The sequence below is a fragment of the Aestuariibaculum marinum genome (assembly GCF_014596975.1).
GTDB lineage: Bacteria > Bacteroidota > Bacteroidia > Flavobacteriales > Flavobacteriaceae > Aestuariibaculum > Aestuariibaculum marinum.
Genome location: NZ_JACVXD010000005.1, coordinates 37046 through 51652, shown reverse-complemented (window position 1 = coordinate 51652; position 14607 = coordinate 37046). Strand labels below are relative to the sequence as shown.

14 protein-coding genes and 2 tRNA genes are annotated in these 14607 nt (G+C 35.1%); 10 read left to right on the top strand and 6 right to left on the bottom strand.

Annotation, left to right across the window (positions count from 1 at the left end):
• Positions 1-6 precede the first annotated feature (6 nt).
• The 3 genes from ICJ85_RS10260 to ICJ85_RS10250 all read left to right on the top strand — a co-directional run bounded on the left by ICJ85_RS10260 (position 7) and on the right by ICJ85_RS10250 (position 3113).
• Complete coding sequence (locus ICJ85_RS10260) at positions 7-963, top strand: ABC transporter ATP-binding protein (protein ID WP_188223701.1); 957 nt, start codon at positions 7-9, stop codon at positions 961-963.
• Between the two features lie 8 nt (positions 964-971).
• Positions 972-1955, top strand: a complete 984-nt coding sequence (locus ICJ85_RS10255; protein ID WP_206688039.1) for an ABC transporter permease — start codon at positions 972-974, stop codon at positions 1953-1955.
• A 660-nt stretch (positions 1956-2615) separates the two neighbouring features.
• Positions 2616-3113, top strand: a complete 498-nt coding sequence (locus ICJ85_RS10250; RefSeq protein WP_188223700.1) for a metallophosphoesterase family protein — start codon at positions 2616-2618, stop codon at positions 3111-3113.
• 348 nt (positions 3114-3461) lie between these two features.
• Here ICJ85_RS10250 and ICJ85_RS10245 read toward each other — a convergent pair whose 3' ends face one another.
• A complete protein-coding gene (locus tag ICJ85_RS10245) occupies positions 3462-3872 on the bottom strand; it encodes a DUF4293 domain-containing protein (protein ID WP_188223699.1) in 411 nt (136 codons plus the stop codon).
• A gap of 198 nt (positions 3873-4070) precedes the next feature.
• Here ICJ85_RS10245 and rho point away from each other — a divergent pair, with 198 nt between their 5' ends.
• On the top strand, positions 4071-5762 hold the full coding sequence (gene rho / locus ICJ85_RS10240; RefSeq protein ID WP_188223698.1) for a transcription termination factor Rho: 1692 nt from the start codon (positions 4071-4073) through the stop codon (positions 5760-5762).
• 77 nt (positions 5763-5839) lie between these two features.
• Here the strand turns inward: rho and ICJ85_RS10235 are convergent, their stop codons facing one another.
• The 5 genes from ICJ85_RS10235 to proS form a co-directional block, all read right to left on the bottom strand.
• Positions 5840-6196: a hypothetical protein gene (locus tag ICJ85_RS10235; RefSeq protein WP_188223697.1), complete on the bottom strand. Its 357-nt coding sequence runs from the start codon at positions 6194-6196 to the stop codon at positions 5840-5842.
• A 196-nt stretch (positions 6197-6392) separates the two neighbouring features.
• Positions 6393-6644: a 30S ribosomal protein S20 gene (gene rpsT / locus ICJ85_RS10230; protein ID WP_188223696.1), complete on the bottom strand. Its 252-nt coding sequence runs from the start codon at positions 6642-6644 to the stop codon at positions 6393-6395.
• 27 nt (positions 6645-6671) lie between these two features.
• A tRNA-Glu gene (locus tag ICJ85_RS10225) sits at positions 6672-6743 on the bottom strand.
• A 99-nt stretch (positions 6744-6842) separates the two neighbouring features.
• A tRNA-Glu gene (locus ICJ85_RS10220) sits at positions 6843-6914 on the bottom strand.
• A 149-nt stretch (positions 6915-7063) separates the two neighbouring features.
• Entirely contained in the window at positions 7064-8542 is a 1479-nt protein-coding gene (proS, locus tag ICJ85_RS10215; RefSeq protein ID WP_188223695.1) for a proline--tRNA ligase, read from the bottom strand.
• A 99-nt stretch (positions 8543-8641) separates the two neighbouring features.
• Between proS and ICJ85_RS10210 the strand changes: the two genes are divergently transcribed.
• The 6 genes from ICJ85_RS10210 to yidD all read left to right on the top strand — a co-directional run bounded on the left by ICJ85_RS10210 (position 8642) and on the right by yidD (position 14508).
• Positions 8642-9796, top strand: a complete 1155-nt coding sequence (locus ICJ85_RS10210; RefSeq protein ID WP_188223694.1) for a hypothetical protein — start codon at positions 8642-8644, stop codon at positions 9794-9796.
• Positions 9797-9822: 26 nt separating this feature from the next.
• Complete coding sequence (locus ICJ85_RS10205) at positions 9823-11340, top strand: OmpP1/FadL family transporter (protein ID WP_188223693.1); 1518 nt, start codon at positions 9823-9825, stop codon at positions 11338-11340.
• Between the two features lie 222 nt (positions 11341-11562).
• Complete coding sequence (gene folE, locus ICJ85_RS10200; protein WP_188223692.1) at positions 11563-12240, top strand: GTP cyclohydrolase I FolE; 678 nt, start codon at positions 11563-11565, stop codon at positions 12238-12240.
• 63 nt (positions 12241-12303) lie between these two features.
• Entirely contained in the window at positions 12304-12666 is a 363-nt protein-coding gene (locus tag ICJ85_RS10195) for a four helix bundle protein (RefSeq protein WP_188223691.1), read from the top strand.
• Between the two features lie 37 nt (positions 12667-12703).
• The gene (cysS, locus tag ICJ85_RS10190; protein ID WP_188223690.1) at positions 12704-14185 is read left to right on the top strand and encodes a cysteine--tRNA ligase; all 1482 of its coding nucleotides are present in this window, start codon (positions 12704-12706) and stop codon (positions 14183-14185) included.
• A 101-nt stretch (positions 14186-14286) separates the two neighbouring features.
• Positions 14287-14508: a membrane protein insertion efficiency factor YidD gene (gene yidD, locus ICJ85_RS10185; protein ID WP_188223689.1), complete on the top strand. Its 222-nt coding sequence runs from the start codon at positions 14287-14289 to the stop codon at positions 14506-14508.
• Positions 14509-14607 lie beyond the last annotated feature (99 nt).

The following is a 14607-nucleotide window of genomic DNA, read 5'->3' as shown; positions in this document are numbered from 1 at the left end:
TACGTCATGAAAACATCAATTATAGAACTCAAAGGGCTCACAAAACGCTATGGTTCTATTAATGTAGTAGATCATTTAAACCTTAATATTCATAAAGGGGAAATTTTTGGTTTACTCGGACCTAACGGAGCCGGAAAAACAACGACTATTCTTATGATGTTAGGGCTAATTGAACCTACATCAGGAATTGCTAAAGTTTGTGGACACAACTCAATATCCAGTCCTATAAATGTAAAAAGTAAAGTAGGTTATATGCCGGACAACGTCGGTTTTTATGATCACATGACCGGACTTGAAAATTTAGTTTATATAGGACAATTAAATGGACTTTCCAGATTAGAAGCCGAGAAATCTGCCATAAGCATTATGAAAACTGTAGGCTTGGATAATGCTCTTAATACCAAAACGGCTGCATATTCAAGAGGTATGAAACAGCGTTTGGGGCTGGCAGATGTTTTAATTAAAGAACCTGAAGTTATCATAATGGATGAACCCACACTTGGAATAGACCCCAGTGGCGTTCAAGACTTCTTAAAACTAATTAAAACATTAAGTCGCAAGCATGGACTTACTGTTTTACTGTCATCTCACCATTTAAATCAGGTTCAAAAAATATGCGATCGTGTAGGGATTTTTGTAAAAGGAAAATTATTAGCACAAGGAAACATAGAACAATTATCTGAACAACTATTTTCACAAACCTCACATCAAGTTAGCATTACTCTTAGCGAACCTGTAAAATTAACCCAGGAGGAAGAACTGGCATTACAGGAACTAGCAAAAATTGAACATATCTACAAAGAAAATAGTCAAATTTATATTAACTGTAATAAGACTTTAACTCCAAGCATTGTAAGGTTTTTGGTTGAGAGGAATTATAACATTATTGGCGTTCATCAAAAAACCTATGGATTGGAAGATATCTATCAAAAATATTTTGAAAACCAACACTTAAACGTATAACAACAATTATGGCAATATCTTATACTGATTTCTCATTTAGTAAATCATTAAACAAGAGTGTTCCAATTTGGGCCATGGTTAGAAAAGAAATTTCTGATCACATTAGAAGTTGGCAGTTCATTATTTTACTAATGATTATTATTTTTACATTCTTTGCGTCTATGTATGTCGCAATAAGCAATTTAAATTCGGCCATTTCTAATACTAAAGACCCCGATCATTTATTGATATATCTTAAACTATTAACCATAACCGATGGTAGCTTGCCTCCCTTCCATGTATTTATTAGTTTTTTAGGGCCATTATTAGGTATAAGCCTAGGATTTAATGCTATCAATTCAGAACAGCAAAACGGAACACTAATTAGAGTAATGGCCCAACCCATTTACAGAGATAACCTCTTACTTTCCAAATTCATTAGTGTCACCATTCTTATAAGTACTATGTTTTTAACCCTATCTCTACTCATGATTGGTGGAGGTTTACTCATAACCGGTGTGCCCATTGAGTTTGAGGAAGTAGTAAGAATACTTAGTTACATTATTATATGTGTATTTTATGTTGAATTCTGGTTTAGTCTATCTATTATATTTTCAATTAGATTTAAGCAAGCCGCTACAGCGGCAATAGCAGCAATAGGTCTTTGGTTATTTTTTACGATATTCTACAATATGATCATTAATGTAATTGCTAAAGTGATAATTCCAAAATCAAACATGTTTTCTTCCAGTCCATATTCATGGATTGAAACGTTGTTTCATATGGCCCCGAGTCAATTGTATACCGATGCAACAACCACGCTTTTAATACCCAAAGTTAGAAGTCTTGGCCCTATGAGCATGGAGCAAATGGCTGGAGCAATTCCTAATTCATTACCAATTCGAGACAGCCTTTTAATTGTTTGGCCTCAAGTTAGTGGCTTAATATCTGTAACTATTGCCTGTTTTGCTTTGGCTTATTATTTCTTTATGAGAAAAGAGATTAAATGTTAGTTTTTCAGAACAAATGACATTTTTTCAGAAAACCGATAGAGTTTATTGCTGGTTTTAACCAAATTAACTCCATTTTATTTTGGAATAAATTTTGCTCAATAAATTATAACTTGATTTTTCGATTTAACCTTTTAAAAGATTTTACTTATGGAAACAAAACCTTTAAAAATTAAATTGATAGGAAAAAAAGGGAAATCATATCAAATAAAGTTCCCTTACCTAAAAATTCCAGTTACAGTTAATGAGAACCTCTTTAACAAGATGCTTGTAAGTCAAGAGTATGAATTTCATAATGATTCGTCTTCGACAAGAAAAGCGTATCTAAATTATAGTTGAGTGTTTATACAAACAGGTAAAGTAACTAGTTACTTTACCTGTTTATTTATTTTAAAATCACAAAAAAATATCTCATCTTCATATCTAGTCTAACATAGGAAGTCCAATACTAATCGCTTTTATTATTATTATTATTATTAGTAGTAGTAGTAGTAGTAGTAGTAGTAGTAGTAGTGGTAGTAGTAGAACCGGTTAAATCCCAACTTCCTTTAAACAAAACCAATTATCAATTTTCCTACAACTTAAAACAAACTTATTAACGTTCATTGATACTTTTAAACAATTTAAAACTGTTACTTTTACACCCAAATTAGTATTCGGCACATGACCAAAATCCTGTTACTTTCAGACACACACAGTTATATAGACGAGCAGATTTTAAACCACGTTAAGCAAGCCGACGAGGTCTGGCATGCAGGTGATATTGGCGACTTACAAGTTACCGATGCCATTAAAGCCTTAAAACCATTACGTGGGGTGTATGGTAATATCGACAATCACGAAATACGAGGTGAGTTCCCAGAAAACAACCGGTTTATGTGTGAAGGTGTCGATGTGTGGATCACCCATATTGGTGGTTATCCTAATGCCTATAACATGAGAGTGCGTGAAGCCATAAAGGCCAATCCACCAAAATTGTTTATCTGTGGGCATTCACACATCTTAAAAGTAATGCCCGATAAAAAACTGAATCTGTTACACATGAATCCGGGTGCCGTAGGCAAACACGGGTTTCATAAAATACGAACCATGCTACGTTTTTCCATAGACAAAGGTAAAATTGACAACCTGGAAGTCATTGAATTCGACAAACGCTATTAAAAAATTTGTGTTAGTGATTACTCATTTATTTATATTTCATAATTCGAAAATCGTGAATATTTCATATTTGCAGCAAGCTAACGTGTAACACGTAAAGTCCTCCTCTGAGCAAAGTATATGGGGTAACTCCCAAAATACAAACAAAAAACAACCGGATTAAAGATAGGGTTCACCCGTGTTAAAAGCATGGATATAGTATGGATATAGTATAAACACCCCCTCTTAAATTACCATTTATAACTCATGACTCTTAGCAATAACCAAAAAATTTCCGCTTTATAAAACATAAAAAAAAAGCCCAGAATCTTCATTCTGGGCTAACGCACTAATACTACTAAGATGTTAGGTTTATCGCAATCGATCTACAGATTTTACAAGATCTTCATCCTTTTTGATGGCCTTATTGGCTAAAGCCAGAAATACGATAGAAATGATAGGAAGAAGCATCCCAATACCTTTCTCAGAAACGTTAGTTTCTCCAGATACATTTAGAGATTGATACACAAAAAATCCTAGTAAAATAAAGTTTAATATGATGTTAAGTCGCCCCAATATAAATTGAGACTTCCTGTTTTTATACTTAAATATGGTTACCAACGATAAGGCTGCCGAAGCTACAAACATCGCCAAATACTTAATATCGTCTTTTGCATATACTACTACATCATCGTTTGTAACCCATAAATGGAATACAAATATTAACCCGGCAGAAACGCCTGCTGCAGCTAAAAGATATATAGATTGTATACGTTGTAACATGTGATTTTTATAAACTCGATGGCAAAAATAACAGTTTCTTTTAAAATTTTACTACTAAAAATTAAAATAAAGTTGTATAATTGCATTAGCATTTCTCAACAACCGCATTAACAGGTTGTTAATTCTTCAGAATAAAATCAATTTTTTTTCAGAATAACCCAAAATTTAAAATTCTAAAACATATTATATTAAACATCAATGTTTGAAATTTCTCAATTAAACGCAAAAAAGCTCTCTGATTTACAAGAGATTGCTAAACAATTGAACATCCCTAAGTATCGTTCATTAAAAAAAATGGATTTAGTATACCAAATACTAGATCGTCAGGCTGCAGACCCAAAAGCAGTAAAAGCTGTCGTTGAATCTTCTGAAACAGCTACAAAAGAACCAAAAACAAAAGAGGCCCCAAAGAAAGAAGAACCTAAGAAAGAAACTAAAAAGCCTAGACAGCGTGTACAACGTACAAAACCGGCACCTGTAAAAAACGAAACAAAAAAGCAAGAGGAGGCTCCGAAAGCAGACGCTCCTAAGCCTACTGCTAAAGCAGAAACACCTACACCTGCACCAGCTGAAAATAAAAGTGAAGCGAAACAAGAAAAAACAGCTAAACCTCATAATCAGCAGCAAGATCGTCAGAAAGACCATCAACATAAGCAAAACCAAAAGAAAGATAACCAGCATAAAAACCAGCATAAAAACCAAAAAGGCAACCAAAGCCATGTGGATGCGGGTAATAAGGATAACAGAAACCGTTACCGCGAGCCTGATTTTGAGTTTGATGCTATCATTGAAAGTGAGGGTGTTTTAGATATTATGCAGGATGGGTACGGATTTTTACGCTCATCAGATTACAACTACCTATCGTCTCCTGATGATATTTACGTATCCCAATCACAAATTCGTTTGTTCGGATTAAAGAAAGGTGATACCGTTTTAGGAAACGTAAGACCTCCTAAAGAAGGTGAAAAATATTTCCCTTTAATTAAGGTCAATAAAATTAATGGTCAGAAGCCTGAAGTTGTAAGAGACCGTGTGGCTTTCGAGCACTTAACGCCGTTATTCCCTAGAGAGAAATTCAATATTGCTGAAAAACAAAGTACGATTTCTACCAGAATTATGGACCTGTTCTCTCCTATTGGTAAAGGACAACGTGGTATGATTGTATCGCAGCCTAAAACAGGGAAAACCATGTTACTTAAAGATGTGGCTAATGCTATTGCTGCTAACCACCCGGAAGTATACTTAATGATTTTACTTATTGACGAGCGTCCTGAAGAGGTTACCGATATGCAACGTAATGTGCGTGGTGAGGTTATTTCATCGACGTTTGATAAGGAAGCACACGAGCACGTAAAAATTGCTGATATCGTTCTTGAAAAAGCAAAACGCTTAGTAGAATGTGGTCATGATGTGGTGATTCTTTTAGATTCGATTACACGTTTAGCACGTGCTTACAATACGGTGCAACCAGCCTCTGGTAAAATATTAAGTGGTGGTGTTGATGCCAATGCGTTACACAAACCAAAACGTTTCTTTGGTGCGGCAAGAAATATTGAAAACGGTGGATCTTTGACCATTATTGCGACAGCATTAACCGAAACAGGTTCTAAAATGGACGAGGTAATCTTCGAAGAATTTAAAGGAACCGGTAATATGGAACTACAATTAGATAGAAAAATTGCTAATCGTAGAATTTTCCCTGCTATCGACCTTACCTCTTCAAGTACACGTCGCGACGATTTATTATTAGATGAAGCTACCATTCAACGTATGTGGGTAATGCGCAAGTACCTTGCCGATATGAACCCTGTTGAAGCGATGGAATTCATTAACGATCGTGTGAAACAAACCAGAAACAACGAAGAGTTTTTAATCTCGATGAACGGATAAAAACTTTCAGATATAAACACAAAAAAGCCTTTCTTTTCAGAAAGGCTTTTTTTATACTTTAAAAGAATTGTTAAATATTAAAAGTTATTTAACGCATCTCTATACGTCTTTAAGTCCGCGACGTTAATTTTATTATCAAGATTTCTCATTAAAGAAATCACATATTTTAAACTCTCTACAGGAGAACTCTCTACTGCAGCTTCTACTTCAAACTCATCCTCTTCATCTTCCGGCATAGGAATTAAAAACGAATCGTTTTCTTCAATGTGCTCGTAAGTTAGTCTTAATACCTTTACAACTAATGGAATTTGCTCTTCTAAAGCATACCCTCTTAGTTTTTTAATGTCATCAATTAATGTATCTGTATTGATTCCTGTCTGATCCAGATCGTTTACAATCTTATCAATTAACTTTATTGCTGTTGTATTTTCCAAAAGGCTAATATTATGTGATATAAATAATTAAGTTGTTCTATTTGCAAATTTAGAGGATTAGAAAACAATTTCAGCAATTTTTCTAATCATTTTGACCAATTATTTTAAGTAAATAACGCTGTTTATTCTAAAATTAAAACACAAAAAAAGCCTCTCAAAAAGAGAAGCTTTGAAATATTTATTATGTTTCAGGCTCTTAAAGCGCAGCTACGTGCTTAGCTAAACCAGATTTAAGGTTAGCAGCTTTATTAGCGTGAATAACGTTTTTCTTAGCTAATTTATCTAACATAGATACTACAGATGGAAATAAAGCTTCAGCTTCTTTCTTATCAGTTAACTCACGTAATTTCTTAATTGCATTACGAGTTGTTTTGTGCTGGTACTTATTAACTAAACGTTTAGCTTCGTTACTTCTTATTCTTTTTAATGCTGACTTATGATTTGCCATTTTCTTTTGTATATTATTAAAATATTGTAGCCCGTAGGGGAATCGAACCCCTCTTACCAGGATGAAAACCTGGCGTCCTAGCCGATAGACGAACGGGCCATTATTATTGTTTTTCGAGAGCGCAAATGTAAAACTTATTTCTTACACTCACAACTTCTTTTCAATAAATTAATGTACTTTTTTTTTCGAGAAAAATAGTAGCCCGTAGGGGAATCGAACCCCTCTTACCAGGATGAAAACCTGGCGTCCTAGCCGATAGACGAACGGGCCATGGTATCTTAAAAAGCGTAAACAATTTTACTACTTTAAACTTGCGATACTTTTCAAATAACTAGCAATTTTCTCGATTGCGGTTGCAAAATTACACCTTTTTCTGAATGCTGCAATACCTTAGCAAACTTTTTTTAAAAAAAATTCAATTAATAGGCTTTTGCAAATAACACCCGACCTTTAGAAGGTTTACCAGAATACACACACACACCTTCTTCATCATTCATTTCCAAAGGAATACATCTAATCGTGGCTTTTGTAAGCTCTTTTATCTTTTCTTCGGTCTCATTTGTTCCATCCCAGTGTGCCGAGATAAATCCGGTTTTATTTTCTAAAACATCCTTAAATTCTTCGAATGTTTCTACTTCTGTAATGTGGCTATCTCTAAATTCTAATGCTTTATTAAATAACGTCTCCTGAATCTCTTTTAAAAGATCATTGATAGTAGTTGTTAAGTAATCTAGAGTCACAACAGATTTTGTTAACGTATCACGACGTGCTAGCTCTACTGTGCCATTTGCTAAATCTTTTGGACCTATAGCTATACGTAACGGCACTCCTTGTAATTCGTGTTGTGCAAATTTAGCTCCCGGACGTTGTGTGGTTCTATTATCGAATTTTACAGATATACCTTTAGCTCTTAAATCGCTCATAATACCATTAGCGACTTCAGTAATCTTATCTAAATCTTCATCACTCTTATATATAGGGACAATAACAACCTGATTTGGCGCTAAGCTTGGTGGCAATACTAATCCGTTATCATCACTATGTGTCATGATTAAGGCCCCCATTAAACGTGTAGAAACGCCCCAAGAGGTTGCCCATACATAATCTTGCTTACCTTCTTTGCTTGCATATTTCACATCAAAGGCTTTTGCAAAGTTCTGACCTAAGAAGTGAGATGTTCCTGCCTGCAATGCCTTTCCATCCTGCATTAAAGCCTCAATACAATAGGTTTCCACAGCTCCTGCAAAACGTTCACTTTCTGTTTTTACCCCTTGCACTACTGGAATCGCCATAAATTTTTCAGCAAAAGTGGCATACACATTATTCATGGTTTTAGCTTCAGCTAATGCTTCTGCTTTTGTTTCATGCGCCGTGTGTCCTTCCTGCCATAAGAATTCTGCTGTACGTAAAAATAAACGCGTACGCATTTCCCAACGCACTACATTAGCCCATTGGTTAATAAGTATTGGTAAATCTCTATACGATTGTATCCAGTTTCTATAGGTGTTCCATATAATAGCTTCAGACGTTGGACGCACTACCAACTCCTCTTCCAGTTTTGCTTCTGGATCTACTCTTAATTTACCTGGTTTATCAGGATCATTTTGCAATCTATAATGTGTTACTACAGCACATTCTTTTGCAAACCCTTCGGCATTCTTTTCTTCTGCTTCAAATAAACTTTTCGGAACAAACAATGGAAAATAGGCATTTTGGTGCCCCGTTTCTTTAAACATTCTGTCTAATTCCGCCTGCATTTTTTCCCAAATGGCATATCCGTAAGGCTTAATAACCATACATCCTCTTACAGCCGAATTCTCCGCCAGATCAGCCTTTACAACAAGTTCGTTATACCATTTCGAATAATCTTCTGATCTACTGGTAAGTTTTTTACTCATATTAGTATTTTGGCACAAATATTGTGATTATGTTAAATATAAAAATAGTTCAGCAAAACTAACTATTTTTGTTATGTTCAACAATAAAAATCTAATGATATGCTATTTAACAACTACTTAATCAAGAAAATGCCAATTTTAGCCGTTTTAAGCTTGGCAATTGGCTTGTCTTCATGTGGTTCTTATCAATATGTTGGCGCTAATGATGGGATTTACGGAAGCACAGAACAATACGATCGCTACGAAGAAGCTGTTGTTGAAGTGCCTAAAGATAATTCTAAGAATGACTATTATTCTAACTACTTTAAAAATAAATCTATGGAAGCCGATTATATGATTTCCAGTAGTGAAATTTTTACTGATATAGATGATTACGAAACATCGGGTTACTCTGAGGATGATGCTCAGGCCAACGACTACCAAGGTTATGGTGGTTGGGGACAGGAAAACAGCAATGTTACTATTAATTTTAATACCGGTTATGGTTATTGGGGTGATCCTTATTGGAATAACTGGGGTTGGAATTATGGCTGGAATTACGGTTACAACAATTGGAACTGGGGCTGGGGATGGAATTCCTGGAACTGGGGCTGGAATAACTGGGGATACTACGACCCGTTTTGGTACGGCGGTTATTATGGCTGGGGTAATCCCTGGCGTCATGGCCACATAGGATATTACGGCGCGCCTTACGGAAGATATTATGGATATAACACCTACTATGGTGGTTACTGGGGAAACAATGGTATTTACGATAGAAGAAATATTGCCTATAGTTCTAGTAGAAGAGGTAGCTACGCTAACCGAGGTACTTCTACCCCAATTAACAGAAGAAGTAGTTATACGAGTTCAGACAGGACTTCTAAATACACTTCAAGAAGAAGCACTATAGATAGAAATGGTGTTAATGCAGATAGAAGGAGTTATAATACCAATGGTACTCGAAATTATTCAAGCAGTACACAAAGACGCTCTTCGTCTACTTACACGCCATCAAAAAATTCGACATCAAGAGCCTCATCTTCTAACAGAAGAACAACAACGACATCGAGATCTTATAATTCTTCTAACAGTAACAACAGCAACTATTCTAGGAGATCATCAGGAAATAAATCCTACACCCCAAGTAGAAGTTATAGTTCGGGATCTAGTTCCAGATCTAGCTCTGGGTCAAGTATGAGATCATCGTCTGGAAGCAGTAGCCGTTCTAGTGGTAGTAGTTCTAGATCTTCAAGCGGAGGAAGAAGAGGATAAAAGCTTAAAAAAAGAAAAATTAAACTATGAAAAAGTTAAACCTGTTATTTATAGGTATACTCTCGGCGTGCGCACTAAATGCTCAGGATATTAGTGATGCGTTACGTTACTCACAAAGTGAAATTCAAGGAACAGCGCGTTTCAGAGCCTTAAGTGGGGCCTTTGGAGCCTTAGGTGGAGACATGAGTGCCGTGAGTTTAAACCCGGCAAGTTCGGCAGTATTCAGTGCGAGTCACGTATCGTTTTCTTTATCAAATGCCGATGTAAAAAATGAAACACAGTATTTTAACGGTAACAACAAAGTAAACAATTCAACGTTTGACCTAAATCAAGGAGGAGCAACTTTTGTATTTGCAGCAAGAAATAATTCCCCATGGCGAAAATTTGCATTAAGTGTGGCTTACGAAAAAACAAACAATCATGAGAATGTTTGGAATGCCATAGGTACAAACACTAACAACGACGGTCAATTTAGTAATTCTATAGCGAGTTACTTTTATGATTATGCCGATGGCATTCCCTTAGCAGAAATTTCTTTAAATGACCGATTTATTGAAGAAGCTTACCAAGATATAGGTGGAAGATATGGGTTTGCTCATCAACAAGCCTTTTTAGGTTATCAAGCCTATATTTTAGACCCTGTTACCGATAATGATAACAATACCGAATATATTGCTAATGTAGCTACTGGAAGCTTCATTCACGATTACTCTTATATCTCTACAGGATACAACGGTAAAATTTCCTTCAACTTCGCTACACAATATGAGGACAAGTTGTACCTAGGACTTAATTTAAATTCTCATTTTATTGATTACGATCGTGTAACCAGTTTAATGGAAGACAATAATAACGGTGGAGATATTGAATATATTGATTTCGATAATACCTTATCTACTACTGGAAACGGGTTTTCATTCCAGTTGGGAGGTATTTTAAAACTGTCGCAAGAATTTAGAGTTGGAGCCACTTACGACTCTCCTACCTGGTATACCATTAGAGAGGAAACCACGCAATACATCAACACCAATCTTGCAGATCCAGATGTAGACTACATTCCATCAATTATAAATATTTACCCACAATACAGAATTCAAACTCCAGGAAAATTCACGGGAAGTCTAGCCTATATTTTTGGAACTCAAGGCTTGTTAAGTTTCGACTATTCTATTAAAGATTATAGTAACACGAAATTTAAACCGACGTCTGATGGCTTCTTTGCCGATCAAAATGCTATTATGAACGATATTTTAACCACAGCCTCTACCTACCGTATTGGTGGTGAGTACAGAATTAAGCAATTGAGTTTACGAGGTGGTTACCGTTACGAAGAAAGTCCGTATACCGACGGAATAACTGTTGGAGATTTAAACGGATTCTCTGTTGGTTTAGGTTATAGTTTTGGTAATACCAAATTCGATGTGACTTTCGACCAATCACAACGTTCATTCGAAACCCCATTATATAATGTTGGTTTAATAGATAATGCATCTATAGATCAAACCAATTCTAATATTACGTTTTCTCTAAGTTTCAACTTATAAAAACGTAATCAAACAATATTACAAAGAAGCTTGAATTACTAAATTCAAGCTTCTTTCATTTTTCATGTAACTAATACCTAGAAAAACAGACCTACTCTTTAAATTAATTGTGTAATAATACAAATCATAACAAAACTGTTTTGCTTATCTTTGCAAACTTAAAGTGATTTTTTTGGTTAATGATATGACAATCATTCAACTAAATAACAATGAAATGAACAGATGAAAATTGAGAATAACTTAGAAGAATTTGAATCTTTAGGAGACGACCACATTGGAACTTCATCAGACACCCCATTAAGAGGTGATGCTTTTAAATTGTCTAATGAAGAAAAAATAGAAATAATTAAAGACGATGTACGTCACATCATGGAAACATTAGGTCTCGATTTAACAGACGATAGCTTAAGCGGAACACCAAACCGTGTGGCTAAAATGTTTGTTAAAGAAATTTTTGGTGGTTTAGACCCCAAAAGAAAACCTAGTGCTTCAACTTTCGACAATAAATACAAATATGGGGAAATGCTGGTTGAAAAAAACATTACGGTTTATTCAACCTGTGAGCACCATTTATTACCTATCGTTGGTAAAGCGCATATTGCTTATATCTCTAACGGTTCGGTTGTTGGTTTATCTAAAATGAATCGTATTGTAGATTACTACGCTAAGCGTCCACAAGTTCAGGAGCGTTTAACCATCCAGATTGTTAAAGAGCTTCAAGAAGTATTAGGTACAGACGATGTTGCCTGCGTTGTAGACGCAAAACACTTATGTGTAAACTCAAGAGGTATTCGCGATATTGAAAGTAGTACCGTAACCTCAGAGTTTGGTGGTAAATTTAAAGAAAACTCTGTACGCAGAGAATTTTTAGATTACATAAAATTAGACACCAAGTTTTAATCATCGGTTGATGTTTGTCGTTTAGTTGTTAAGCAAATTTTAAAAATAATTACATTATAAATAATGCACTTATATTCATTTGAAAAATTAGATGTTTGGAATAATGCTATAAAACTTGCTACCACTATTTATAATTACACCAAGAATTTTCCTGATGAAGAAAAATTTGGTTTAATTTCTCAAATGAGACGAAGTTCTGTTTCTATTCCTTCTAATTTAGCAGAAGGCACTGCCAGATTAACAAATAAGGACAAAGCACATTTTATGACTTTGGCTTATAGTTCTGCATTAGAACTATTGAATCAAGTTATTATTTCTAAAGAATTAGGTTTTCTTTCTGAAGAAAAATATAAAAATATCAGAGTAGAAGTTGAAACAATAACCAACAAAATTAATTCGTTAAGAAATCATTTTATCTCATCTTAACGACTTAACATCAAACAACTCAACAATAATAAAATCAATGCAACTTTTTCAAGATCAACAGATAAAAATATATAACTCCCTTACTGGTAAAAAAGAACTTTTCAAACCTATTAACGAAGGTCACATTGGCATGTACGTATGTGGACCTACGGTGTACAGTAATGTACATTTAGGAAATGTGAGAACCTTTATGTCTTTCGACATGATTTTCAGATATCTAAAACATTTAGGGTATAAGGTTCGTTACGTAAGGAATATTACCGATGCTGGTCACTTAGAAAATGATGCTGATGCGGGTGAAGATAAAATCACTAAAAAAGCACGTTTAGAACAAATTGAACCTATGGAAGTCGTACAACGCTACACTGTAGATTTTCATAATATTCTAAACACCTTTAATTTCCTGCCGCCTAGTATTGAACCTACTGCAACAGGACATATTATTGAACAAATTGAACTTATTAAAAGCATCATTGATAACGGTTTTGCGTACGAAGTCAACGGATCGGTGTATTTCGATGTACATAAGTTTAATGAAAGTCATGAATACGGAAAACTAAGTAAACGTAAACTAGAAGATTTAATTCACAATACCCGTGAATTAGACGGACAGAGTGATAAAAAGAATCCGCAGGATTTTGCCCTTTGGAAAAAAGCCGAACCGCAACACATTATGCGTTGGCCTTCGCCTTGGGGAGACGGATTCCCTGGATGGCATTTAGAATGTACTGCTATGAGCACCAAATATTTAGGGGATCGTTTTGATATTCACGGTGGCGGAATGGATTTAAAATTCCCTCATCACGAATGTGAAATTGCACAAAATGAAGCTGCTAAAGGCGAGTCTCCGGTAAACTACTGGATGCATGCAAATATGTTGGAGTTAAACGGACAACGCATGTCTAAAACCACAGGAAACACTGTGAACCCCGATGAATTATTGTCTGGAAATAACAAGTTCTTCAGTAAAGCATATGCGCCAAGTGTTATTCGTTTCTTTATTGCACAATCGTCATACAGAAGTGTTTTAGACTTAACCGATGACGGACTATTAGCCAGCGAAAAAGGCTTTTTCAGATTAATGGATGCCATTAATCAATTAGATAGCCTACAAGCTTCTAAAACCTCAACCATAGATATCAACGCATGGAAACATGCGTGTTATGATGCTATGAACGACGATTTCAATTCACCTATCGTTATTGCGCATTTATTTGAAGCTGTAAAATATATTAACCAGGTTAAAGAAGGCGTTGAAACCTTAACTGAAGCTGATTTAGCATTGTTAAAGGAAACCATTAACATCTTTACTTTTGATGTATTGGGTCTTGAAAACGTGACTAAAAAAGAATCGGGTACCGATAAATTATCGGCTGCTGTCGATATATTAATCAAGTTAAGGCAGGAAGCCAGAGCTAATAGAGACTTTGCCTTATCTGATCAAATTCGTGATGAACTAGCAAACGCTGGTATTCAACTAAAAGACGGAAAAGACGGCACCTCGTTTTCTGTAAATTAAATATTGTTGTTTGTGAGTCGTTAAGTTGAAAAAACATTTTCAGTTTAACGACTTAGCAAACCAAAAAATAGAGCCCGAAACAAATTCAGGTTAACAAAAGCATGAAAAAACTACTTGTTGCACCGTTTCTATTGCTAATAAAGATTTATCAGACCTTTATTTCTCCACTTACACCCGCAACCTGTAGATACACGCCTACCTGCTCGCACTATAGTAAGGAAGCTTTACAAAAACATGGATTATTTAAAGGTGGATGGTTAGCTATTAAGCGCATTTTTAGTTGTCACCCTTGGGGAGGCTCAGGTTACGACCCTGTACCTTAAATTGAATAGGATATAAAATAAAAAGCATTATTCCGAATGTTTCTTTTTAGAGACCGTTTGGGGCTTACTTTATGTTTCATTCAAAAAATGCTTTTCACT

Coding starts and splice junctions, on each gene's coding strand:
- folE (WP_188223692.1), top strand. CDS start 11,563: ATGAAAATTGAGAATAACTTAGAAGAATTTGAATCTTTAGGAGACGAC.
- rho (WP_188223698.1), top strand. CDS start 4,071: ATGTTTGAAATTTCTCAATTAAACGCAAAAAAGCTCTCTGATTTACAA.
- yidD (WP_188223689.1), top strand. CDS start 14,287: ATGAAAAAACTACTTGTTGCACCGTTTCTATTGCTAATAAAGATTTAT.
- ICJ85_RS10210 (WP_188223694.1), top strand. CDS start 8,642: ATGCTATTTAACAACTACTTAATCAAGAAAATGCCAATTTTAGCCGTT.
- ICJ85_RS10205 (WP_188223693.1), top strand. CDS start 9,823: ATGAAAAAGTTAAACCTGTTATTTATAGGTATACTCTCGGCGTGCGCA.
- rpsT (WP_188223696.1), bottom strand. CDS start 6,644: ATGGCAAATCATAAGTCAGCATTAAAAAGAATAAGAAGTAACGAAGCT.
- ICJ85_RS10195 (WP_188223691.1), top strand. CDS start 12,304: ATGCACTTATATTCATTTGAAAAATTAGATGTTTGGAATAATGCTATA.
- ICJ85_RS10250 (WP_188223700.1), top strand. CDS start 2,616: ATGACCAAAATCCTGTTACTTTCAGACACACACAGTTATATAGACGAG.
- cysS (WP_188223690.1), top strand. CDS start 12,704: ATGCAACTTTTTCAAGATCAACAGATAAAAATATATAACTCCCTTACT.
- ICJ85_RS10260 (WP_188223701.1), top strand. CDS start 7: ATGAAAACATCAATTATAGAACTCAAAGGGCTCACAAAACGCTATGGT.
- ICJ85_RS10255 (WP_206688039.1), top strand. CDS start 972: ATGGCAATATCTTATACTGATTTCTCATTTAGTAAATCATTAAACAAG.
- proS (WP_188223695.1), bottom strand. CDS start 8,542: ATGAGTAAAAAACTTACCAGTAGATCAGAAGATTATTCGAAATGGTAT.
- ICJ85_RS10245 (WP_188223699.1), bottom strand. CDS start 3,872: ATGTTACAACGTATACAATCTATATATCTTTTAGCTGCAGCAGGCGTT.